This window comes from Anaerolineales bacterium (assembly GCA_016928575.1).
Lineage (GTDB): Bacteria > Chloroflexota > Anaerolineae > Anaerolineales > RBG-16-64-43 > JAFGKK01.
On the sequence record JAFGKK010000064.1, the window covers coordinates 13,811 to 37,077 of the forward strand.

A 23,267-nucleotide genomic window follows, 5' to 3' on the forward strand; every position below is an offset into this window, starting at 1 on the left:
GCGGCCTTCCTTTCAGGTGTGCGGCTGAAGCGCGTTCCATCCCTCCGGTTCGGCGAATTCCCCCTGGCGGCTCAGCTCCTCGCGCAAGGCCGATTCGATGTCCATCATCTTTGTCGTATCGGTGTAGTCGCACAGTCGGACGCCGGTCGAATCCAACAGCACTTTCATCACCGACTGGATGCTCAGGGCGCTTTTGCGGCTGGAGCGCAGGATTTCCATCAGGTAGGGATCCGGTGCCTTTTCGGCCAGCGATTCCGAGAGCAGGGTCAGGCCGCCCTTGAGCGTGGTCAGGTGGTTGTTAAGATAATGGGAAAGCGTGACCACCGTGATGCGGACGATCTCGGCGGTCATCAGGTTCCGGTTGAGCTCCTCCTGAGCCCGGGCCAGGCGCAATTCGTTCAGCGCCCGGTCGATCGAGGCCAGGATCTCGTCGTGGGTGAAGGGCTTGACGAGGTAATCCCGCACGCCCAGGCGGAACGCTTCGATGGCGACGTGTTCGGAGCCGTAGGCGGTCATCAGGATCGCCGGGGCGGTGGACCGGCGCCGGCGCAGTTCGGCGAGCATCTCCAGCCCCGACATGCGCGGCATGTTCATATCGAGCAGGATCAGGTCCGGCCGGAAGCGTTCGGCCATTTCCAAACCCGCCTGCCCGTCCCCGGCCGAGGCGACTCGAAAGCCCATCGCCGGAAGGATGTCCTCTTCCAGCAGGATCCGGATGTCGCGGCTGTCGTCGACGATCAGGATCGATTCACCGGCCACGGCCGTCATCCTCGCTCATCTCGCCCCTCCCCCTTCTCCTGACGGTTGTCATGAGCAGGGGGAGGGGTCGGGGCAGGGATTAAGGGCGGCGGTGAAGCCCTTTGCGATCGGATGGAGGAGGGCATCCCCGGCGCTCTACAGTAAATCGAAGGTCACGGTTTCGTTGCCGGCGGCCGGATCGACTTCCACCGACCAGCGGGCCTTCTGCCCCATGCGCGCCAATACGGCCACGCCGGCGGACATGAACGGATGCGAAAACAGCTTCTGCACTCCCTTCTTCTGCAGGAGTGCAAACTCCGGCACGCTCACCGCCTTCGAAAACGAAGCGCGGATCTGCTTGTCGGCCGCCTCGACCTTGAAATCGGCCGCGTAGCCGATGTCTTCGACGAACAGCTTTCCCAGCTGGCGGACGGCTTCGTCGGGCTTGCCGGCGTCGATCTTCCTGTCAAGGACCGTTTCGATCATTTCCAAAATCTGCGATCCGACCTGCGGCGCGAGCGAGGTTGCGGATTCCTCCACCATGCCCCAGATGCCCAATGTCATCCCGGTGACGGTCATGCCCCACAGTCGGGCGCGGTTCTCCATTTTCTGCGGATCGGTGGCCATGTTTTTCTCCTTTGGATGGATTCGGCGGGATCAGCGCGGAATCGCTTCCCACAACTGGGGCGCGTATTCGTTCATCATCAGCCGCACGCTCCCGAGAATGGCGTTGCGGGTGACCGCCACGTTGAAGAAGTACGACCCGTCCCCCAGGAAACGGGTAAGCATGTAGCTTCGGTCCGTGGTCACCAGGTTGTCGTCGACCACCCCCATGCCCACTTTGGTGGTGACGTTGCCCGCCAGTTTCATCACCATCGCGACGCGCGCGCTGGCTTCGGAGGAATTAAACGCCGGATCCATCGATCCCCCGGCGATCGAAAGCCCGTCCATGCCGACCACGTCGGCGGAGATGAAATCGGCTCCCAGTTCGCCGCGGAATTGCTGCAATAATTGGTCTAATTTAGCCATGGGGATTCTCCTTTGCTCCGCCGGCTTATCCGCTCGGGAAGAGCGTCGCAATCCGGTTGGCGTACATCTTGGTGATCAGACGCATATTGCCGAGGTTTCCGGCGCGGCGGTCCACCGTCAGACCGAGATAGTATTTGCGGCCGGGGAGAAAGCGCATCAGGACGTAGGCGAAATCCGTCGTCGTCAGGTTGTCTTCGATCTCCCCAAGGTTGATCTTGCTGGAAGTCGTTTCCACCAATTTGAGCAGCATGGTCATTTGGGCCGAGATGACTTCCGCCATCTCCATTGGAGATTTGGCGCCGGCCATGCTCGGCGGCAGTTTCCCCGGCCCGCCGGGACCCATGCCCGGAGGCGGTCCGCCCGGTCCACCGGGACCCATTCCGGGTGGCGGTCCGCCCGGTCCGCCGGGTCCCATACCCGGAGGAAATGTGCCGGGTTTCATGCCGGGTGGCGGTCCACCCGGTCCGCCCGGCCCGCCAGGGCCCATGCCGGGTGGCGGTCCGCCCGGCCCCATAGAACGCACATCGAATTTGGGCATCGGCGGATGCGCGGCGATCGGGATGCCGTCGGTGCCGATTAAGGCGCTTCCGAGATATCCCGTGACTTCGGCGCCCATTTCACCCAGGATTTGCTCGAAATTGACCATCGGTTTTACCTCCGTAGGAACCAGTGGGTCGGATGGAGCGGCGGACGTCGCCGGCATGGAAGAGCCCGCCGGGAATGACCGGTCGTCCGGTTTTAATTGCGGTTTCTGACCGGATTCATCCAGCCGCCGCGCACCTTCGAGAAGCAGACTCGACCATTCGCGTTGAATGGATGTGGCTGGCGGCTCAATGCCGTTCTCCAGATTAAACACACCCTCTTCCCATTGCAGCAGCCGGTAGACCACCTCCTCGCCGGTTTCGCTTCCGGATTGCGCGTGGACCAGTTTTCCGCCCTTGAAAAACAGCGATGCCTTGTGGCCCGCGCGCTGGATCGACAGTTCCGCGGTTTTGCGGTCCTGGCAAGTATGCTGGATCAGATCGGCCAGCGCCATGTCCCGAAGGTTGCCCTGGATGCCCATAATCATCCTTTCCAAGAGGTCGACCAAATTCGGCGGACTTCCTGCATCGCGAGATTGGTCGCCCGGCGGTAGGCGCGGTCGCGGCCGGGAACCAGCACCGCAAGGATCAGCCGATATTCGTCCATGTCGAACGGCCGGCAGACCAGCCGCAGGCCGGCTGAATCGTAGAAGCTGATTTCGTCCGGCTCGGTCATCCCGAGCTGCCGACCGACCAGAGCCGCGGCTTTTTGCATATAGGCGACCGCCGCCGATTGACGCTCCGGATCGCGGTCCGCCTCGGCGGCGAACGCGATCGTCAATCCTTGCGAATCGGAAAGCACCGAAATCGGAAATCCCCCCTCCTGGTTCATGCGTTGGAGCAGGCCGTTCATCTGTTCCGAACCGGAAAGCTGCGCCATCTCCCTCCTCTCCTCCCTCAAACGCAGGCCGGCTGGGCCTGCTGCATGCGGGTGAGCACGCCGCGGGTGATCAGTTTGAGCGTGTCGAGCACGCCGTCGCCGCGGATCGCGGCGGCCGGAACGGTGGGGACGTTGTAGAGGTTCAGCAGGTTTTTCATCGTCTCGGGGTCGACGGCGTAGCGCAGGTCCTGTTTGTTGCACTGCAGGACGACCGGAAGCCGCTCGAGGGCCAAGCCGTGCGATGCCAGGTGGGTGTTCATGTCGCCCCAGGAAAGCTTGTTGGCGTGCATGGATTCCGGCGACGAATCGGCGACGAACACCACCCCGTCCGCTCCGCGCAACACCAGCTTGCGGCTGGCCTCGTAATAACTTTGGCCCGGGACCGTGTAGAGGTGGATCTTCGGAGTGAGGTTGTTGATCCGCCCCAATTCGAGCTCGAGGAAATCGAAGAACAGCGTGCGGTCCTCGTGCGTTTTCAGGGAGATGAGGTCGCTGCGGTGGGTCGGATCGACCCGGGCGTGGATCTGCTCGAGGTTGGTGGTCTTCCCGCTCAGCGCCGGCCCGTAGTAGACGATCTTCAGGTTCAATTCGCGAAGCTGCCAGTTGATCTGCATGGCTATCCACTCCAGATCGAATCCAGCCGGTCCCCGATCTGCGCCGGAAGGCGGTCTTCGTGCAATCCGAGTTCCAGGCTGCCCAGTTCGTCCGGCCGGGCGGAGGCGATGTCGGCCAGCTGGCGGCAGGTCTCCAGGATCAGGATCCGCGCCCAGCCCAGAGGAACCTGGTGATCGACGCGGACGAACAGGATCATGTAGGGCCCGGCCTCGGAGAGGAAAATGGTCGACTGCCGCCCCTCGCGGAGAATCATTTGGTACGATTGGTATTGGCCCGTCTGGCGGGCGATCTCCTGGCTGGCCGCCAGGTCGCCGGCCAGCAGGGCTCCCAGGGCCGAGAGATTGGTCTCGCCCTTTTCCCCCTCGCAGGCGATCGGCTGGCCGCTGATCCCGGACAGCAGGATGAATTGCGCCGGGCATTTCTGCGCCAGTTCTTCAAGGACCTGGCGGATTGCCTGGTCATGCCCCGGATACAGGATGACGTCGACCGGGAAATCCGCCGAATTCCGTGCTTGTGCGTTCATAATGCGCCTTCCGTTTCCCGCCGCCCGGATCACGCGTCGGGAATGATGCCATCCCGGACCGCTTCTTCGTACGTCAGCAGCGCCGGATGGTCGGGCTTGCCGCCCGAAGGCCGGGTCTTATCCGCCGTGGAAGCCCGGCCGGCCGGCCCGGCCTCCACGAAAATCTTCTGCAATTCGCCGTACAGCGCCTGCTCCATATCCTGCCCGATGGTTTTTTCCGTCGTGCGCATGTCCGCCGTGCGGAACTTCTCGCGCAGGTCCACGACCGCCTTCTGGGCGCTGTACCAGACCGATCCCAGACGGGTGCTGAAGGGGCCGCGGTCGATGACGATCACCAGCAGAAAAGAGCCGACGTTGACGGCGTACAGATCCTGCTGTTTGCCTTCGCGGAAGGCGAGGTTGACTCCGCCGTCGCTCGGATCCACCGCCTTGCCGGCTTCGCCGAGGGTGGTCATGCTTCCGCCCAACAGCGAGGCGAGCTGAGTCAGGTCGAAGTTTTCCACGTTGCCGGCCCGGGCCAAGCAGCGCCCTTCGCTGTCGGCCAGCAGGATGCAGCGCGCGGCGACGTCGCCCTGCAGTTGGCAGAGGACGCGGTCGACCTCGCGGTAATCCTTCTCCGAAAGGACGAGGATCCCGGAAGATTCAGGCAGCGCGTCGCCCGCCGCCTCGCGGACGATCTGGCGGAAGGCATCGATCTCCAGCGGCTTGGGCAGGTAGCGGTAAGCCTGCAGGCGCGAAGCCTCGGATTCCACCGCGGCACTGCCGTAGGCCGTCATCAGGATCACCCGGGTTTTCGGATGGACCGCATGGATCTTCTCCAACAACTCCAAGCCGTTCATCCCGGCCATTTTGTAATCCGTCACGACCAAGTCGTACTTGCGCTGGATGAGCATGTCCATCGCCTCCTCGCCGCCGGAGGCGGTGGAGACTCGGAACTGGTCGCCCAGCTTGCGCAGGCTGTTCTTCAGGACGGACAGAACGCCGTCTTCGTCGTCGACAATGAGGACCCAAAAATCGGCCATACTGGCTCCGCTCGGTGACCATACTATAGGGCTTGGCGCGGGGCCGTGCGGTTATGAATGGTTTGGATAAGTTGGGGGAAAAACGGCCGCCCGCCCCGGTTAGGTCGTTCCCAGAGGCGTCCCAGACGGCGGCAGGCGGGAGAGGCTGTTTTTTCGGTATCGGTAGAATTATTCTTCCAAGGCGACCGAGCCCGGTCCGGGGCGGAGGATCCGGCGCCGATTTGTTTCCCCGGCCTCATCACGGGAAAGCCCCCGCTGTGCGCCCGTCCCGGCGCGGTTGCCAAGCCGGAGACGGGCGATGCGGGCGATTCCGCGGCGCGCCCGACTTTTTCCGCGCCCGGCTGGAGACGGGATTCAAGAGGTTCGAGATCCGTCCCCGCCGCCGTCGTCCTCGGGGGTCTGGGAATGCGTTTGCCTGCGCGGCATACCACAGCTCTTCCTGCGGTACTGGCTCGGCGTGCAACCGTTGTAGCGGCGGAACGTCCGCCCGAAATGGGTGTTGTCGCGGAAGCCGATGCGCCGCATGACCTCGCCCAGATTGAGTTCGGTATCCCGGAGGATCGACGCCGCCACGTCCATCCGCAACCTCCGGAGGTAGCCGATCACCGACTGCCCCGTGGCCTTGTGGAATTGGTCGGCCAGCGTCGTGCGGTTGGTGTGGAAGTGGCGGCTGAGTCCGGCCAGCGTGATTTTGCGGTGGTAGTTGGCGTGCAGGTACATGATGACTGCTTCCGTCACCGCCGCGGGTTCCGCCAGCGAATCCGAATCCCGCAAATCGGGATTTTCAAACGCCCGGGCGATAAGGATCAGCAGTTCGATGAAAAAGGAGCGGCTCCGGCAAGGCCAGCCGGGATCGTCCCGGGCGCGGAGAATTCCGCCGACGGCGGTCATCAGGTCCGCCATCCGGCGGGCGGTCGCCGGTCCGACGGAGATCGGCCGGAAGCGCCCCGGATTCCGGGAAAGGAAGGGGAAAAACCACACCCGGTCTTGAATTTCGGTTACGGAAAGCCCGTTTCTCCCCTCGCGGATGTTGTTGAACGTAAACGCGGCATTGACCGCCGACGGATGAAAGTACATGGATTGCCCCCTCAACCCGCGCCGCTCGGCGGCCTCCAGCGGCTCCAACTCGTTCACGCACAGGACCGCGGGAGCGGTGACGGCTCCCCGCCAACCGCCGACGCGCAGGACGCCGGATCCCTCCTCGACCAGGACGATCCGGAAGCGATCCCCCAAACCGCGCTGTGGGTAAAAATCCTCGACCGGGTTGTGCCAAAGCGCCAGCCGGTAGCCGGGGTAGCGGTCTGGATCTTCGATGATCAGCGATTCGGTCACCGGCTGCATGAAACACCCGACAGCGGCCTTGCCGCCGGGGCGGATTATGCCAAGGTTTTCCACCATACCCGCCTCCACGTGCGGAACCGGGTTCACAGCCCGGTTCCGCACGCGCAAAGAAGGAGTGAGACGATGCCCAGGGTGGATCCCGTGCGTCGAACCTCGGATACCGTCTCCGGAACCGGGTTACCCCTTCACGGCTCCCGAAGCCATGCCGGCGACGATCTGCCTTTCAGCCAGTAGATAAAACAGGATCGTCGGCAGGATCGTCAATGCGGTGAACGCCGAGATTTTGGCAAAATCCATCCCGTACTGCCCCTGGAATTGCATCGTCCCGAGGGGCAGCGTCCACAGCGTTTCCTCGTCGATCATCACCAGCGGAACCAGCAAGTCGTTCCAGCTGATGATCATCGTCAGCGCCGCCACCGCCGAGAGCGCCGGACGCGCGATCGGCAACAGGATGCGCCAATAAAAATCGAACGTGGTGCAGCCGTCGATCGCCGACGCGTCCTGCAGTTCGAAGGGGACGGTGGCAAAGAAGCTGCGCAGGATCATGATGTTCCCGGAAATGTTGAAGGCGATCTGCACCAGGATCACCGCCGCGAGGTGGTTGGTGAGGTCCAACTGCCGGATCAGCAGGTAGACCGGCAGGATGGCGATGTTGATCGGGAACATCAGCCCGAGCATCAGCAGGTTGAAGGCGATCGGCTTGCGCCTGAACGTCATCCGCGCGAATACGAACGCCGCCAGGCTGCTGACCACAAGCACGCCGAAGGTGGCCGCCGCCATCACCACGGTGCTGTTGCGCAGCATCGTCCAAAACGCGCTCCCGCCGAGGATTTCGACGACGTTGGTCCAATCCGGAGGGATGGGCGGGGCGTAGGGGTGCATGAAGGCCTCGCCGCGCGATTTGAGCCCGCTGAACGCCAGCATCACCACCGGGACGACGACCAGGAACGCCAATCCGGTCAGGACGGCATATTGGACGCTCCGCGTCAGGACCTTCCGCCACGGCCGGCTTGCGGAGCGATGGGTCTCCATCATGGGGGGAATCCTTTCTAGGCTATTCATTGGTCAGATATTCCGGAGTCCGCACAAAGTGGTTGTACGCGATGGAGAACGTCAGCGCGATCACCAGCATCACCAGCGCCACCGCGGAGCCGTACCCCAGCCAAAACCGCTTGAAACTGAACCGGTACAGATACGTCGCCAACATCTCGCTCGCCGACGACGGCCCGCCCTGGGTCATGACCCACACCAGGATGAATTGCTGAATCGACCCCAACACCGAAAGATACGCCGTCGTCTGGATGGCGTTGCGGAGCATCGGAATGGTGATGTTCCAGATCAACTGTCCCGTGTTCGCCCCGTCGATCCGCGCCGCCTCCTCCACTTCCACCGGAATCCCCTGCAGCCCCGCCAGGAGCAGCAGCATGTGCAAGCCGAACCACTTCCACGTCAGCACCACAAACAGGCACGGAAACACCAGCCGCGTATCGCCCAGCCAGGCTTGGGCTTGCGCTCCGGGGATCAGCGTCAGCACCGCATTGATCAGCCCTTTCGACGGATCCGCGTTGAACAGGTTCAGCCACATAATCCCGGTGATCACTTCGGAGACCACGTAGGGCATGAAGAAGATCGTCCGGTAAACCGCCCGCCCGGGAAGGTCGCGCCCGACCATGATCGCCAGGGCGAGCGCCAACGGCAGTTGAATCGCCAGCGAAAGGAAAATCAGCAACAGTGCGTTGCCGAGCGCCTTGTGGAACACTTCGTCGGCCAGGATCTGCTGGTAATTGTTCAAACCGATGAACTTGGTCGCCGGACCGAAACCGGTCCAGTTGAACAGGCTGTAATAGACGGATTCGAGAATCGGATACACCTGAAACACGAAGAAAAAGATGAACGCCGGCAGCAGGAACAACAGGATCGTCAGGTTGTTCTGCAGCTTTTGGGTGAGTAACGAGGAGAAGCCGTTTTTCAGGGGACTCTCCCGGGTAACCGCGCCGTCCATGCTGGAACTCCTTTCCCGCTTTGCGGGGTGCGGGGATCTCGACCGATCCCCGCACCCCGCTTTTCCGCTAACTCCGAACCGACTTTCCGGACACTACAGTTCCGTCTGCGCGATATCTTCGATGGCTTGCGCCAGTTCTTCCGGCGTCTTGACTCCGGTGAAGATATCCTGGACGCCGGCGTTGATCACGTCGCCCATCGCCGGGGTCAGCGCCTGGTCGAGGTACTGCGCGAAGTATTTTGCGTTGGCGAACATCGCCTGCACCGCAACCATGTTGGGATCGGTCAACCCGGCCTCGCCGCCCTTGACCGTCGGGATCAGCAGACCCAAACCGGCGAGCTCGGCCTGCTTCTCCGCCGTGGTCAGGAACTTGACAAAGTCGACCGCTTCCGGCGGCGCGTCCTTGCCGATCGCGAACCCGTTTCCGCCGCCCATGACATCGGTGACGTCACCGGCTCCGCCTTCCACGGCCGGGAAGGCGAAGATGCCGAGATTGGGGACGCCCTTCTTATCGGCGCTTTGCGCGGCCTGAACGGTCGGCGCCCACTGCCCGGAGATCTCCATCGCGCATTCGCCGTTGCCGAAATGACCCTGCATCGCATCGTGGTTGTCGCCCAGGTAACCCGGCTGGAACGGATCGGTCGCGATCAGCTCCTGCAGCTTGTACCCGGCTTGCACAAACGGAGCGTCGGTGAAGGCGCCCGTGCGGGAGATCGCCGCTTCCAGACCGGCCTGGCCCGCCAGGCGGATTGCCAGATAGGCCCAGATGTGCATTCCCGTCCAGCTGTCCTTTTCGCCCAGGGCGATCGGAACGATCCCGGCCGCTTTCAGCTTCGCTGCGTCTTCCAGGAAGGCGGTCCAGGTCGTCGGCGCTTCGCTGATCCCCGCCTGCGCGAAAAGATCCTTGTTGTACCAAACGCCGACCATGCCCATGTCCCACGGCACGCCGTAGTTCTTCCCGTCCTTGCTGTAGACCGCCAGCGCTCCCGGCGCGAACGTGTTGCGCCACGCGCCGCCGTCCGCGTCCAGGTCCGGCGTGATGTCCAGAGTCATGCCGGCTTCGGTGTAGGCTTTCATCGTTCCGCCGCCCCAGCTCTGGAAGATGTCGGGCGGATTCCCGGACTGCATCACGGTGGTGAGCTTGTCTTTGAAGGCCTGGTTCTCCAGCACCGTGATGTTGATGGTGACGTTCGGGTGCAATCCCATGTAGGCATCGGCGTATTCCTGCCACTTGGTCAAGCCGGGATCGACGGTTTGGATATGCCACCATTCGATCGTCACCGGCTCGCTGGGCAATACCGTCGGCTCCGGATTGGCGCCCGGTTTCTCGGTCGGCTTCGCCACTTCGGTGGCGGGCGCCGCCGGCGTCGCACAGGCGGTCAGCATCGAAGCGACGACCAGCGCGAGGCTGAGGAAAACGAACAATTTACGGGGCATTGCATTCTCTCCTGTTTTTGTTGGGTACGGATAACGTTCCGACGCTTCGATCAATTTTTTTCTACGGTCGCACCTCCTTTCCATATCCGCGATCTCCCGACGGAGCCCGAAAACCGAATCGCGGCGCACATCCGACCCGTCCTCCTTCCGAACCGGCGGCCGGAAGGGCGACAATCCGACTCGGCGTTCACGCGCCGATCCGCAAGGGTTCCGGTCGCCGGATCGCCGGCGGACGGGTCAAAGAAGTTCTAACCACCGTTTTTATTTTTATAGGTTATATCGTTAATTTCCCTAACTTGTCAATCAGCTCTTATTGGTTACAATTGTGCATATCGATGTCATCCGGTTTTTGGATGTATAATTGGGATATATCCTATGAAATTCGGCCAAAATTTTTTCAAAGGCGGGGTTTATTGCCTTGATTTCTGCAATACGTACGACCATCGGAACCAACCGGCGCAGTTCGATTTCTTTGCCGACCGCAATTCCGTGGTGGAATGGGGAAAAGCCAAAGGCACCCTCCCGAAAAAAAACAATGAGGAAGCGAGGAACGCCTTTTTTCCCCTGGAAAAACTCCATTCGGCGCGGGAATTGATGTTCCGGATCTTTAATGCTTTCGCATACTCCAAGCTTCCCGCTCTTTCTGATTTGGCCGCCCTGGACGATTTCCTTCGGGAGACGGCCGCCGAATTCTCGATCGTCCGCGCCGGCCGCGGATACCGGCTCGCCTGCACCGCCGAAGACCCAGTCCTGCGGGTTCACTGTGAAGCCCTGCGGTCCGCGGCGGATTTGCTCGTTTCGGGCAAACTCGACCGGATCCGCAAATGCGCCGGCTGTGGATGGCTGTTCTACGACCGGACCCGCAACGGGTCGCGGAAATGGTGCACAATGAAAATTTGCGGCAACCGTGCGAAAGCGCACCGGCATTATCAAAAAACCAGAATGAAACGGGCTCCGGCCAGGCATTGATCTGCGGAGGGGACCAGAGAGAACCTTTTTTTCCATCAGAAGAACCTTCGAGAAACGATTGACGGCCAGCGGCTTCATGGGTCTCATCATAGCCAACGGGGTCTTCGTTGTAAGCTGAAAACTGAAAATTTTTTTAGGAAAATTTACAGGATTTTGCATCGAGCCACCTTGCCCGCATTCGTGCGGCCGCGTGCCGTCATTCCAATAGCCGCATGGTCCATCCCGGAAGCGATCTGCGGATAGTATGCTAGCCAACGGGTGGTATTGTCGTCACCCCCGGGTGGTATTAATGGTGGTATTTTTTCTAATTCTGCCGAGTGAATTTCTCCAGCCACCGGAACCGCCGTTAGGCAGAACGCGCTGGTAATCCGGTCCGCGGACGATTCCACATCTCCTGCTTTGGGAACGGTTCCATCCGCATCTGCGCCGCGAAGCGCCCCATTTTTTCCGGCGGCCGGTCCACCGCCGCCGGCGACGGCCGGGCCGATAAAGCCTGCAGGATGTCGTCGATTCCGAGGATCGGGACTTCATCCCGGAGCCGCAAGCCGAATCCGCCGACGCCTTGGGTACAAAACCCCGTAGCTTTTCCGCTGGAAGTTATCTCTATTCGGCAAACAGCGCATCTTCCATCCGCTTCGGGGATTTCCCAGCCATCCCGCCCGCGAATGGATTTATGCCATCCTGCACGTTTGTCCAGGTTTGACAGGCCGTATCTCCCAAAATATGATGGGCACCATGCCGACCCCCTTGATATCGACCAAGCTGCACATTCCCCCGGCGCCGTCCAATCTGGTTTCGCGTCCGCATCTGATTGCGGCGCTGGACGCCGCGCGGGAAAGCCCCCAACGGTTGATTCTCGTTTCCGCCCCGGCCGGATTCGGCAAGACGACCTTGGTCGCCGAATGGCTTCGCCACGTCGGGCAAGGGGCGGCCTGGCTTTCCCTGGACCGCGACGACAACGATCCGCTCCGATTCTGGCGCTACCTGGTCACGGCGCTGCAGACGGCGGATCCGGGGATCGGCCGCAGCCTGCATTGGGCCTTCGAAACGCAGACGCTCCCGCCGCTCGAATTGGGAGTCCCCGCACTGGTTAACGATTTGGCCGGCTCCGCCCGGCCGATCCTCCTGGTCCTGGACGACTACCACCTGATCGAAACCGAATCGATCCACTACGGCCTGAACTACCTGATCGACCGCCTGCCCGCCGATGTGCGGATCGTCATTACGACTCGCGCCGACCCTCCTTTGCGGCTCGCCCGCCTGCGAAGTAACGGCCAGCTGACCGAGGCGCGTACGGCGGACCTGCGGTTCACCTGCGAGGAAACCGCCGACTTCCTCAACCGGGTCCACCAATTGGATCTTCCCGAGGAAGACATCTCCCGCCTCGCGCACCTCACCGAGGGCTGGATCGTCGGACTGCAGCTAGCCGCGCTCACGCTGCACCGGCATCCGGACCGGCATGCCTTCGTCGCCGCGTTCGCCGGTGACGACCGCCACATCGTCGATTACTTGCTCCAAGAAGTGTTGGATCAGCAACCGCCCCCGGTGCGCACGTTCCTGCTGCAAACGTCCATCCTGGACCGATTGTGCAGCCCATTGTGCGAGGCCGTCACCGGTCTGCCGGATGGGGAGGGAATGATCCGCCGGCTGGAAGAATCCAACCTCTTCCTCCTGCCGCTCGACAACCGCCGCTATTGGTACCGGTACCATACGTTGTTCGCCGATTTGCTTCGCCGCCGGTTGAATCAGGAGGTATCATCCGCGGAACGGATCGGCCTATACCGCCGCGCCGCGTTGTGGTTCGAGCGGGAGGGATTGCTCTTTGAAGCCATCACCCATTCCCTGGCAGCGCCCGACCACCCGCTAGCCGCCGACCTCCTGGAACGGCATGCGTTAACCTTTTTCTTCCGCAGCGAATCGAGCCTACTCCGGATCTGGTTGAAGGATTTACCGGCCGACTTCCTTCGTTCGCGGCCCCTGTTGAGCGCCGTGTATGCGCATACGATCGCCCATTCGGGCATCCACCGCCCCTTCGTCGTTCGCTCCGCGGAAATTTGGCTGGACCAGGCGAAGCAGGCCTTTCAAAACCTGATCGCCCCGTCGGCCGCCGCACCCGCGGATCCGGAATATCTGACGTTGACCCGCAATTTCATCGCCCTTTCGGAAGCTTTTCTGGCCACCTGGCACAACGAAGATCCGCGGAAGGTGATCGAGTTGGCCCAACAGGCGCTGGCCGGTTTGCCTCCCGCGGATCGCTCTCCCCTCGATTCGAATTATCACCGGATCCGCAGCGGATTAAATTATTTGTCGGGGCTGCACTACATTGCGGTCGGCGATTCCGCCGCCGCCGAGCGGGCGTTCCTCGAAGCCCGGATCATCGGCGAGGCCAGCGGTGATTTATTAAACGCGTTCGCATCGGCCAGCGGCCAATTCCGCATTCTCCACCTTCAGGGCCGGTTGCCGGAAGCGGCGGCCCTTTGCCGGGAGGCGTTGAATTCGATCGGGCAGCCCGGAGAACCGCCGATTCCCTACGCCGGCCTCCTGTATGTCGACCTAGGCAAGATTCAATTGGAATGGAACGAAGTGGCTGCGGCCGAGGAATCGATTCAAAAAGGCCTGGGGTTGCTGCGAATGGCGCCCGCCACGTACGTGCAGGCCGAAGGAATGGCGGCGCTGGCCGATATCCTGCAAATCCGCGGGGATACCTCTGCGGCATCCGCGCTTTTGCAGGCGGATAAAAACACCCCGCAACTTATGGAGTATTCGATTCTCCATCGCGTCCGGACGTGGATCCGGCAGGGCGAAACGGACGCGGCGTTGGGGTGGGCGCTCGGGAAAGGCCTGGAAGACGGCTCCAGGCTGGAATCGCTTGCCCTGTGCCGGATAATCCTCGCCTGCACCCCCTCCCGTTCGGGGCGGAGGAAAATTCTGGGCTTGCCGGATCTGGCCTCCCTCGGGGAATACCTGGAACGCCGGTTGCAAGCCGCAGAAGCCGCCGGTTGGACCGACTGGATGATCGAACTGCTTCTTCTTCAGGCCCTGGCCTGGCAAGCGGACGGGGATTCTCAAAAGGCCATCGCGTCACTCCGGCAATCGCTTTCCCTTGCCCGGGAGGGCGGTTATGTTCGCCGCTTCATTAATGAAGGTCCGCCGGTATACAAGCTGCTGAAGGATATGGAAGGAAAGAGCGGGGCGCTGGATCCGTACATCGAGCGCCTATTGGCCGCCGGCGCCAAGGAAGAAAACCGAGCCGCCGACGGCCCCCAGCCGCTGGCCGAACCGCTTTCCAGGCGCGAACTGGAAGTGCTGCGGCTGATGGCCTCAGACAATTCCAACGCGGAAATCGCGACGAAGTTGGTCATCACGCCGAACACAACAAAAAAACACATTACCCATATTTTCAGAAAATTAGGTGTGACCAACCGCTCCGGGGCGATCCTCCGCGCCCGGGAACTGGGGCTGGTGGCATAGCATCCCGGTCCGGAAAACCGCATGCGCGCCGTGGGATTTTCCGGCGGTATGGGTCCGACGGCGAAGGTGCCGAGTCCGATTCTCCCGGAATATTCCAAGAAATACTACCGGCAATACTACTTCACGGGTGATGACAATTCAATCCGGGGAATGGCATACTGCCTTCACCAGACGTCGAATGGGAATCTGCATTCATGGAAAGGACGTCCGATGCGGCATAAGGTCCACCTTTCCCAGCCAGCGGTGTACACGATCAAGGTGCAAGGACGGTTGGAATCCGGTTGGTCGGACTGGTTCGACCACTTGGAGATCGTGATCTCCAAAAGTCCTTCCGGCCCATCGATTACCACGCTGACCGGACGAATCATCGACCAAGCGGCGCTGCACGGCTTGCTGGTGCACATCCGCGATCTGGGCCTGCCGCTCTTATTGGTTCAACACGCCGGGCTCGATTTGGCCGGAAAAACGACCCGCGGATTCCGAACCCATCCCCCGCTTGCGCAAGGAGACGAAAACAAATGAAAAAACGTACCCACTCAGCTCTCCGTCTCCGCTCTTTCCTCGCCACGATCCTCTGACCCCCGGTCCACACGGCGGAGCCGGGCCGGGCTTTCGCTCCTTCTGACGCCAGCCCTTGTGAATCGGGGGTATGTCAGGATAGGGGGGGAAGCCTGTCCTCGAACGGCACGTCCCGAGCGCCTATCCCGAGCGTTTGTTCCGAGGGAAAGCGAGGGGAACGTTTGGGGGATGGGAGGGAGGAAAGAGGAAGGACGGGGGGCTGAGGAGATCCAATTTTTCGGCTATCCCCGGCAATGACTGTAAATATAGGAGCGATTTCATTTCGTGTCCGTTGGCATCGGAGTTCCCGATCGGAGGGTTGACGAAACCAGCGGAATCCCGCCAAAAAAAACGCGCAGGGATGACGACCGCTGTTGTCTCGTTGTTCCCTTTATGCCAGCCATGCGGGAATGCGCGGGTTTGGGCGGATCTTTGACCCTGAACGATACAGCAGCGGGGTCCGGTTTTTTCCAAGCCGGGATTTTCATTATTTTAACCGTAACAGTTTGGGGAAAAACATCCCGGATTTTTGCCGGTAACGAAAGTATTCCCCCCCGAAGGTGTTTTCCAATATTTTCTCTTCAATCCTGGATTCGCGCACCAAGATGAACACCACGATTAAAAAACCCAAAAACAGGACGAGGGATTGGAACAACAGGGCCAACCCCAAGGATATCATCATCAGCGATGCGTAGAACGGGTGGCGGACCGACGCATAAACCCCGTCCTGCATAAGGAATTTAACCGCGCCGTCCGCAGACGCGGCTTTGTGGAACACCTCATGCGAAAGATACCCAACAACGCTTCCGGCAAACAATGCCGCAATGCCGGCGGCAACAGCCATCCACGACAGCCATTCCATCCCGATCGGAGTGGGGATTTTCAACACGCTTAATCCGAAGACCGAACCGGCAACGACATCGATGAGGATACAGCCGGCGATGATAATCCCGGATAGTTTGCCGCCATTAAGCGCCTTTTTTATTTGAGCTTCAGCCATTTGAGGGCATCCTCAAGGCTTTGCGTCACCTTGACCCTGATGCCGCGGTTTTTAAAAATGCTCTCGATCAGCCGGCCCAGGTCGACCTGTCCGGGATGGGACAGGATCGCCAGAGTGACGTTCTTCGGCATGAACAATGCGATCAGCTCCCCCGCGTTGAAACGGTTTTCACCGATGGGATTCCACCGCGACAATCCGATCACCTGCGTCAGATCGCAAACCGCCTTGTAGATTTTGTATTTTTTAACCTGGTTCATCCATTCGCGGAAGATTTGCTGTGTGGAGGCGATGGAATACCGGCCGATGACCTTTATATAGATGTAGTAATCCCTGGCTTCGTACGAAGCGTCCATCCTTCCTCCAAACGACCGGCGGCTATCCTTTTTTTAGAATCTGGACTCCTTCCCATAATAACACCTTTCCGGATCTGCCGACTCGAAGGTCCAACGGCGGGGATCTCAAAACAGAGGAGCTGCCAAGGTTTTTCAACAATCGACGGCCTTTCGTCTATTTCCACCTAGATGCGCAGCGCAAGAATAAAAACGCCTGCTCCAACCATAAGGATTCCAACCCATTCCCTGATGGACGGCCGCTCCCCAAGAAAAATCACCGCAAATACCGCGACCAATAAAAGGCTCAGTTTATCCACGGGTGCGACTTTGGAGGCATCGCCGATCTTCAATGCCCTGAAGTAGCATACCCACGACGCCCCTGTCGCCAAACTGGATAAAACCAAGAACAGCCACGTTCTGGATGATAGTTTAAAGGGATTGCTCCATTTTCCAGCAAAATACACAAAGGCCGCAAGAACTGCCATGATGATCACCGTCCGGATCAGTGTGGCGAGATCAGAATCCACTCCTTCCAGCCCGATTTTCGCAAAAATGGCCGTTAATGCCGCGAAAACGGCTGACAGTAGTGCCCAGATAAGCCAATTTTCCGTGACATTCATTTTAAATTTCCTTATTTCCAATTGTGTATCGGATGCGACGTCATCCCAGTGGTGAATGCTCTACGGTTTTTTCTCTTTGGGGCCAAAGCCATTCGCAAGGTGCCGAAAAAGGCCTTTGAGAGTGTCATTGCGAGCCTGTCCTCGCGCCCGCCCTCGGCATGCTCTTTGCCGGGGGAAGCGGGGGAAGCGCGGGTGCTCCAAGCCGGGATCCAGTATCATTCGATGATTCCATGGATGCCGGCACAATTCACTTCCGGCGGAAACACGCCGAGAGCGGGCGCCGGTATAGCCAATCTCGCACCTTAGCGGGGGAGCTCACGCTTCCCGGGGAAGAAGATGGGTCTCTACCTTATCCATCCCCCCAAAAGTAGCCTTTGTAGCGGACCGTTTTAATATATTTCGGGCTGCGGGTATCATCGCCCAGCTTGCGCCTCAGCTGGTGGACGTGGTACTTCACTGTCTGGCGGGCTTCCATTTCCTGAGGGTCGTAATGCAGCGCGCGCCGAGCCAGTTCGCGGGGCGCGATCGTCTCGGGAGAAGCTTCCACCAGCGCCTCCAGCAGGTCGAACTCGGCGGTGGTAAGGTCAAGCACCGAGGAGTCAAGCATCGCCGAGCGGTGGTATTTGTCGATCACCAGCTTCCCCGAGCGCAGGAACCGGTCCGGGGCGACGGCCTGCCGCTCCGGTCCGGCATCCGCGTCCAGGTCGATCAGGCTTTGGCGCAGTGATTCCACCTGCCCGAGCAGCCTGGAGCGGCGGGTCACCTGGCGGCTGTAGTGAACCGCCTCGCGCACCCGTTTGCGGATCACTTCCGGCGCGGCGGGCTTGAACAGGTAATCGAACGCGCCCAGCCGCAACGCCTCGACCGCGGTTTCGATCGTGCTGTGGGCGGTGAGGATGATCACCGCCGCGTCGGATCCCTTGGCGCGCAGGGCGTTGATCACCTGCAAGCCGTCGACCGGCATCATCTTCAGGTCCACCAGCAGCACGTCGTACTCCGCGGCGTCGAGTTTGCGGATCGCTTCGCATCCATCGGCGGCCTGTTCCAGGTTGTACTCTTCGGTGGCGAGCGTTTTCTGGAGAACCGCGCGCACGCCGGGCTCGTCGTCGACGATCAGGACTCGGGGATTCTCCATAACGTTCCCTACGAGCCTCCTCCCGCCGGGAAACTTACCTGAAGGCTGAACCCGCCGTCCCGGGCGGCCGCTTGGATCTGCCCGCGTTCGGAACGGATCAATTCGCGCGCCGGCTCCAAGCCCGGCGGAAGAGGGACGGCGGATCCCGGAGCGCCCGCGCCGGCCGCGGTATCCATCCTCAATCGGACATTTCCGCCCCCGCGTTCGACCTGCACCCGCAGTTCCCCGCCGCCCCGCGCGCCCATTTCCGCGCCGAGGTGGAAGAGGATCAGCAGCAAGGCAAGGATGATCTTGTCGGGCGAGACGTGGAGGACGGGCAGCGAAGCTTCGACTAGTTCTTTGACCGCGACGTTGTTGCGCAACAGATCGTCGGCCGCCATCTTCAGAGCTTCGCGAACCGCCGCCTCCAATTGGATCGGTTCGGGCGGCGAGGCCTTCGGGCGGTAGATCTGGCGCAGGCGGTCGATCTTCTTGCCGATGAGCTCGGTCTCGCGGCGGCAAATGGCCAGGTATTCGGCCACTTCCGCGGGGAGGTCCGGCTCCTCGCGCGCCAGGTCGACCGCGCCGCGGATGGTTTGCATCGAGTTGTTGACCGCGTGGCAAAAGTAGGAGGTCAGACGCCCGACGGCGGCCTGGCGATCGCGTTCAAGCGCTTCCTCGGGCGCCCGAGCCAGCCGCCTCAGCCGGGCGGTCCATTCTTCGGGCAGGATCGGACGCAGGAGGTAATCGTCGAATCCGGCGCGAAAAACGTCTTCGCGCCGATCGGGCGAATCCAGCAGAGCGATCAGGGGAATTCCGGCCCGGGTGAACGGTTCGAGCCGGCCGGCGGGAATCGGTTCTCCGGAGCAATCGACAAGGATGACCGTGCCCGCATACTTGCCCTCGGCGGAGGTTTCGTGCGGTCGGAGGAGTCCGCCGAGCGCGGCCGCCTCCTCCAGCACGGCTCCCTTGGGCAACCCGGCCCTGACGGCTTCTTGGGTTTTTCGATCTCCGCTGACCAGGATGATTTTCCTCATCGAACGACCCTTCCCGTCTTACGGTATTATACAGGATACACAGACAAGAAATCGCCTCGTGATTCGATCCGGGCGCGTTTACTCCGCGTGCCGCTGATGATTCGGAATCAAGCGCCGCGCCGCAACCGGCGCACTGTGGAATGTTTCCCCTTCCCGAGGTTGGGGAACCGGAATGATCATGAAGCGGGGAGCACCCGGCAGGGATCCAGGGATTGTCCGACCGGATGCCCGATTGAACACCCGGGCATGACCGTTTTTTCCATTTTCTTCCACCGGACGCCCGATGGGAACGCTCCGGAACGACAGTCATTTCCCTTGGCAGAGAAGACACCACTACAAAAACACTTTTTCTGCGTCGTCCACGGGATTCGACAATATCTTCACCGTCCTATCCCAGACGAAAAACCTGAAAAACGCCGGTTTTTTATCTTTCCCCTCCCAGCGCCCGCCCTCGCGAAGCGGTGGTAAGCTGGGAGAGGGGGAAGAGTGTGAGGGAGAGGATAAGAAGACTCCCTTGTTGCAACGGAATCAGAGAAACCTTCGGGATTGCTCGGCGCGCTATAATGGAAAGATCGATCGCCGGGGAGGCTTCGGCATGACCGCGAAATCCTCAACCCGGCGCGGCCCCCCCTTCTCCGCGCTTCTACCGCTCCTCATGTTGCTTCCGGCGTCAAGCTGTGCGCCGGGGACGCCATCCGCCGATCCGAAACCCTCGGCCGGTTCCTCCGCCCTCGCCTCCGGCTCTCCGCAGGCGTCGGAAGCAACCGATCCGTATCTGAACGCGCGCCTGGCCATGATCCGCGACGACATCGAGTCGCGCGGGATCTCCGATCCGGACGTGCTGGAAGCGATGCGGACGGTTCCGAGGCACAAGTTCGTTCCGCCGGAGTTCGCCGGCCAGGCCTACGCCGATCATCCGCTGCCGATCGGATACGGGCAGACGATCTCGCAACCCTGCGTCGTCGCCTGGATGACCGAACTGCTCGGCTTGAAGCCGGGCGAAAGGGTGCTCGAGATCGGAACGGGGTCCGGCTACCAGGCGGCGGTGCTGGCTGAGCTGGGGTACGCCGAGGTGTTCACGATCGAGATCGTGCCCGAACTGGAAACCCTCGCCGAAGACCGGCTGAAGGACCTGGGCTACGGCCGGGTCCGGATCAAACAAGGGGATGGCTACTACGGCTGGGAGGAATTCGCGCCGTTCGACGCAATCATCGTCACCGCCGCGCCCGACCATCTGCCCGCGCCTCTGGCGGCGCAGCTCGCCGTAGGCGGAAGGCTGGTCATCCCGATCGGCCCGCAGGGCGGTTATCAGACCCTATGGAAATTCGTGGACGAAGGGGACGGGTTGAAGGCCTACAACATCGGCTCCGTGATCTTTGTGCCCCTCACCGGCGCGGGCGCGGAAGGCGAAGCGCCGCGGATGTAGACCCGGCGGCCAGCCCGGCTCCCGCATAGCACAAGGCTCCCAATAAAAACACGCGCATGAATCCCAGCGACAGAGTCAACAACGCCGCCGCCACCGTCGCCACGACCGACGCCGACCCGTTCACCGTCCAGATCCGCGGAATCCGCTCCGGCCGCGGGTCCCGCGCCAGCGCCCAGCGGATTCCGCCCGGAAAGGCGACGCCCATCAGGAACCCGGCCGGCGCCAACGAGAGTACGGTCAGCGCGAAACGCGCCGCCAGCGGCAGGCCGAGCGCGGCGGAGAACAACATTGGAAGCAGAACCGGCGCCGAAAGCAGGATCCCCGCCAGGGCGAGAAGCGCGCGGCCGAGGGGCAATCGGGCGCCGACCGCGATGCCCGCACCGGAAAAGGCCAACAGCGAAAACAACACCGCCGTCATCGCGTAGGCCGGGCGATCCAGAAAGAGGATGAACCGCTGGATGAGCGGGATCTCCACCAGCAGAAAGCCGAATCCGATCATCCCGAAGTAGAAGATTTCGCGGGCGGTCGCCGAAGCAGACTCCGCGCCATCCGCTCCGGTTGTGCGCCGAAGGATCGGCGGCACGGCCAAGAGCGCCGCCGCAAGCAACACGGCCAGGATCAACAGCCCCAGGACGACGATATATCCGGCCCCGCCGAATGGCTGCCAGACCTTTCCGAATTCCGCCAGCACCGCGCCGGCCTGCGATCCTTTGAAGAAGTGGCCGAAGAAGGGATGGTCGTCGGTCGGCGGAGAGACGTCGTACGGGTAGGCCGCATAAAAATCCGCGCGCGGATCGGCATCCAGGAGGTCATGGAAGGCCCGGAAGTAAACCGATTCGGTGAGGATATTGAAGCGGTTCATTTCCTCCTCGCGGATGTCCGGCAGGTAGATCAGGTCGAAGGCCAGGGCGCCGGTGGATTCGCGGAGCGCTGTGAGCTCTTCGGGGATGAACGGGCTATCCTTCACAAGGATCGTCGCGGTGTTGTAGCCGCGCCAGGCGGCGATTCGCGGCCGCGGCTCCCTTCCCAGCTCCTCCATGGCGGCCACGGCCAGGGCGAAGGCCCGCAGCTCCTCGCTCGGCGGGTATTGCAGCCAACGGGTGACGACAAGCATCCCCCCGCACTTCAGCCGCCGGAGCGCGTCCGCGAACGACTCGACCGTAAAGCGGTAATCCTCCGCCAAGCTGTAAGCCCCGGAACGCAACGGATGGTAGGAGGCGGTGAGCGAGAACATGATTAGGTCGAACCGCCGCAGGGTGCGCCGCAGGTAACTGCGGCCCGATCCGACAACCGTTTCCACGTGCGGATCGCCGTAAATCCTTTCCGCGGCCCGGACGGCAAGCGAATTCTCCTCAACCGCCGTCACCGAGACGGCTTGGAAATGCAAAGCGGTCAACACGTCCAAGCCTCCGCGCGGGTCCAGAATCAGCACCTCGGCCTGCGGGCGAATCCGATGGGCGGGCGCGGCTGGCAGAAAGGCGGCGAAGGCCGGATCCGCCGACGGATCGACGATCGGGCTCAGGTCGTCGCCGTCCGTCAAAAGCCCGTCCTGGCGCGGAAGCGGCCCCAGCCAGCGATAGCTCAACCCCGGCACCGAGTGGATCGCGGGGCTGCGGACGACGTCGATCCGCGAGAACGCGTTCCATTCGCGGGAAAGGATCTCCGCCCCCGGTTGCTGCATCACGTAGGATAGACCCTTGTAGGGCGAAAGCCGGATTTCCAGAAACGCGAAGCCGCCCATTCCCGCGAGGCGCGCGGCCGTATCGGCGGACGCAAATATCAGCAGGAGAAATGCCGCACCGGAAAGCAGGATCCTCCGGTCGGCGGAACCGCGGCTTCGGCGCGTTTCCTGCGGCGGCCGCGCGGCGGTTTTCCCGGGAATCCAACCCGGCGGCGCCGTGGCGAAGGCGGCCAGCGCCGAAACTCCCGCGCTCAGGACCACCACTCCCTCACCGCCGAGCAGGGTCGGCGCCGCCAGCGCGGCCAGGCATCCAGCCGCCGAGCCCGCCAGATTGACGGCGTACACCGCCCCGGCGCTGTGCGGGAACATCGCGAGCAGCATCCCCACGGCCAGGCCGCTGAAAAAAAACGGCTCCGTCAGGGCGAGGTAGTCGAGGACAAGGACGGCGACTTGGCGGGAATCCCACGCGATGCTGAACGAATCGAACGGCAGTCCGTTGATCAGCAGGAACGATCCGAGCATGCCCGCCCCCGCGGCCAAGACAAGCCGGCCGAGCGTGCGCGCGGGGGCGCGCTTCCCGGCCGCGGGGAAAACCTTCCGCGCCGTCCCGCTCGCCCCGCACCCGAGCAGGGCGATGCTGACGATCATGAACGCGAAATGATAGAACTGGGCGACGGAAAACAGGCGGGGCAGATTGATCTCGAAAAGCAGGGTGGCGGCGGAAAGCAAAAAGAGTCCGGCGGCGGGGCCGCGGATCGGCGCGGAACCGCGAAAGCGGGATCCCGGCGATGCGACCATCAGGGCATGGGTCTCCAACCAGCGGCCGGCGAGGCCTTCTCAGTCTGCCACAACCGCCTGCGCAATGCCAATCCTGCCGTCCGGGGCGGTTCC

At 61.9% G+C, this 23,267-nt stretch carries 23 protein-coding genes; 4 read left to right on the forward strand and 19 right to left on the reverse strand.

All coding sequences use genetic code 11. The annotated features are described in order from the left end of the window. Positions 1-12: 12 nt before the first annotated feature. The 12 genes from JW929_08345 to JW929_08400 all read right to left on the reverse strand — a co-directional run bounded on the left by JW929_08345 (position 13) and on the right by JW929_08400 (position 10,168). Positions 13-759 (reverse strand): response regulator, encoded by a 747-nt coding sequence (locus JW929_08345; GenBank protein ID MBN1439403.1) that lies wholly within the window; start codon positions 757-759, stop codon positions 13-15. A gap of 135 nt (positions 760-894) precedes the next feature. Beyond that, a complete protein-coding gene (locus JW929_08350; protein MBN1439404.1) occupies positions 895-1,365 on the reverse strand; it encodes a hypothetical protein in 471 nt (156 codons plus the stop codon). Positions 1,366-1,395: 30 nt separating this feature from the next. Continuing rightward, complete coding sequence (locus JW929_08355; GenBank protein ID MBN1439405.1) at positions 1,396-1,767, reverse strand: hypothetical protein; 372 nt, start codon at positions 1,765-1,767, stop codon at positions 1,396-1,398. A 25-nt stretch (positions 1,768-1,792) separates the two neighbouring features. Next, positions 1,793-2,830 (reverse strand): DUF4388 domain-containing protein, encoded by a 1,038-nt coding sequence (locus tag JW929_08360; GenBank protein MBN1439406.1) that lies wholly within the window; start codon positions 2,828-2,830, stop codon positions 1,793-1,795. A gap of 2 nt (positions 2,831-2,832) precedes the next feature. Then, on the reverse strand, positions 2,833-3,228 hold the full coding sequence (locus JW929_08365) for a hypothetical protein (GenBank protein ID MBN1439407.1): 396 nt from the start codon (positions 3,226-3,228) through the stop codon (positions 2,833-2,835). Positions 3,229-3,245: 17 nt separating this feature from the next. After that, on the reverse strand, positions 3,246-3,842 hold the full coding sequence (locus JW929_08370; protein MBN1439408.1) for a hypothetical protein: 597 nt from the start codon (positions 3,840-3,842) through the stop codon (positions 3,246-3,248). A 2-nt stretch (positions 3,843-3,844) separates the two neighbouring features. Next, positions 3,845-4,366 carry a hypothetical protein gene (locus tag JW929_08375; protein ID MBN1439409.1) on the reverse strand — a complete coding sequence of 174 codons (522 nt, stop codon included), beginning with the start codon at positions 4,364-4,366 and terminating at the stop codon, positions 3,845-3,847. A gap of 29 nt (positions 4,367-4,395) precedes the next feature. Next, a complete protein-coding gene (locus JW929_08380; GenBank protein MBN1439410.1) occupies positions 4,396-5,388 on the reverse strand; it encodes a response regulator in 993 nt (330 codons plus the stop codon). A 354-nt stretch (positions 5,389-5,742) separates the two neighbouring features. Beyond that, positions 5,743-6,786 (reverse strand): helix-turn-helix transcriptional regulator, encoded by a 1,044-nt coding sequence (locus JW929_08385; GenBank protein MBN1439411.1) that lies wholly within the window; start codon positions 6,784-6,786, stop codon positions 5,743-5,745. Between the two features lie 120 nt (positions 6,787-6,906). Continuing rightward, positions 6,907-7,764 carry a carbohydrate ABC transporter permease gene (locus JW929_08390; protein MBN1439412.1) on the reverse strand — a complete coding sequence of 286 codons (858 nt, stop codon included), beginning with the start codon at positions 7,762-7,764 and terminating at the stop codon, positions 6,907-6,909. A gap of 19 nt (positions 7,765-7,783) precedes the next feature. Further along, positions 7,784-8,731, reverse strand: a complete 948-nt coding sequence (locus JW929_08395) for a sugar ABC transporter permease (protein MBN1439413.1) — start codon at positions 8,729-8,731, stop codon at positions 7,784-7,786. Between the two features lie 93 nt (positions 8,732-8,824). Then, a complete protein-coding gene (locus JW929_08400) occupies positions 8,825-10,168 on the reverse strand; it encodes an extracellular solute-binding protein (GenBank protein MBN1439414.1) in 1,344 nt (447 codons plus the stop codon). A gap of 375 nt (positions 10,169-10,543) precedes the next feature. Here JW929_08400 and JW929_08405 point away from each other — a divergent pair, with 375 nt between their 5' ends. Next, positions 10,544-11,137: a CGNR zinc finger domain-containing protein gene (locus JW929_08405; GenBank protein MBN1439415.1), complete on the forward strand. Its 594-nt coding sequence runs from the start codon at positions 10,544-10,546 to the stop codon at positions 11,135-11,137. Between the two features lie 346 nt (positions 11,138-11,483). Here JW929_08405 and JW929_08410 read toward each other — a convergent pair whose 3' ends face one another. Continuing rightward, positions 11,484-11,681, reverse strand: coding sequence for a hypothetical protein (locus JW929_08410; protein MBN1439416.1), 198 nt, complete (start codon positions 11,679-11,681; stop codon positions 11,484-11,486). A gap of 191 nt (positions 11,682-11,872) precedes the next feature. On the opposite strand from JW929_08410, the gene JW929_08415 reads away from it, so the two are divergent. Together JW929_08415 and JW929_08420 are read left to right on the forward strand one after the other, a co-directional pair. Continuing rightward, on the forward strand, positions 11,873-14,608 hold the full coding sequence (locus JW929_08415) for an AAA family ATPase (protein ID MBN1439417.1): 2,736 nt from the start codon (positions 11,873-11,875) through the stop codon (positions 14,606-14,608). A 21-nt stretch (positions 14,609-14,629) separates the two neighbouring features. Further along, positions 14,630-15,130 (forward strand): hypothetical protein, encoded by a 501-nt coding sequence (locus tag JW929_08420; protein MBN1439418.1) that lies wholly within the window; start codon positions 14,630-14,632, stop codon positions 15,128-15,130. 523 nt (positions 15,131-15,653) lie between these two features. On the opposite strand, the gene JW929_08425 is transcribed toward JW929_08420, so the two are convergent. The 5 genes from JW929_08425 to JW929_08445 all read right to left on the reverse strand — a co-directional run bounded on the left by JW929_08425 (position 15,654) and on the right by JW929_08445 (position 19,269). After that, entirely contained in the window at positions 15,654-16,166 is a 513-nt protein-coding gene (locus tag JW929_08425) for an isoprenylcysteine carboxylmethyltransferase family protein (GenBank protein MBN1439419.1), read from the reverse strand. Continuing rightward, positions 16,148-16,519: a hypothetical protein gene (locus JW929_08430; protein MBN1439420.1), complete on the reverse strand. Its 372-nt coding sequence runs from the start codon at positions 16,517-16,519 to the stop codon at positions 16,148-16,150. Before JW929_08430 ends, JW929_08425 begins: the two co-directional genes overlap by 19 nt. A gap of 164 nt (positions 16,520-16,683) precedes the next feature. Next, entirely contained in the window at positions 16,684-17,118 is a 435-nt protein-coding gene (locus JW929_08435) for an EamA family transporter (GenBank protein ID MBN1439421.1), read from the reverse strand. Positions 17,119-17,467: 349 nt separating this feature from the next. Next, a complete protein-coding gene (locus JW929_08440; GenBank protein ID MBN1439422.1) occupies positions 17,468-18,253 on the reverse strand; it encodes a response regulator transcription factor in 786 nt (261 codons plus the stop codon). An 8-nt stretch (positions 18,254-18,261) separates the two neighbouring features. After that, positions 18,262-19,269, reverse strand: coding sequence for a hypothetical protein (locus tag JW929_08445; protein MBN1439423.1), 1,008 nt, complete (start codon positions 19,267-19,269; stop codon positions 18,262-18,264). A 595-nt stretch (positions 19,270-19,864) separates the two neighbouring features. Here JW929_08445 and JW929_08450 point away from each other — a divergent pair. Next, entirely contained in the window at positions 19,865-20,695 is an 831-nt protein-coding gene (locus JW929_08450) for a protein-L-isoaspartate(D-aspartate) O-methyltransferase (GenBank protein ID MBN1439424.1), read from the forward strand. Here JW929_08450 and JW929_08455 read toward each other — a convergent pair. After that, complete coding sequence (locus tag JW929_08455; GenBank protein MBN1439425.1) at positions 20,655-23,174, reverse strand: hypothetical protein; 2,520 nt, start codon at positions 23,172-23,174, stop codon at positions 20,655-20,657. The two genes, JW929_08450 and JW929_08455, sit on opposite strands and share 41 nt — an antisense overlap. Positions 23,175-23,267 lie beyond the last annotated feature (93 nt).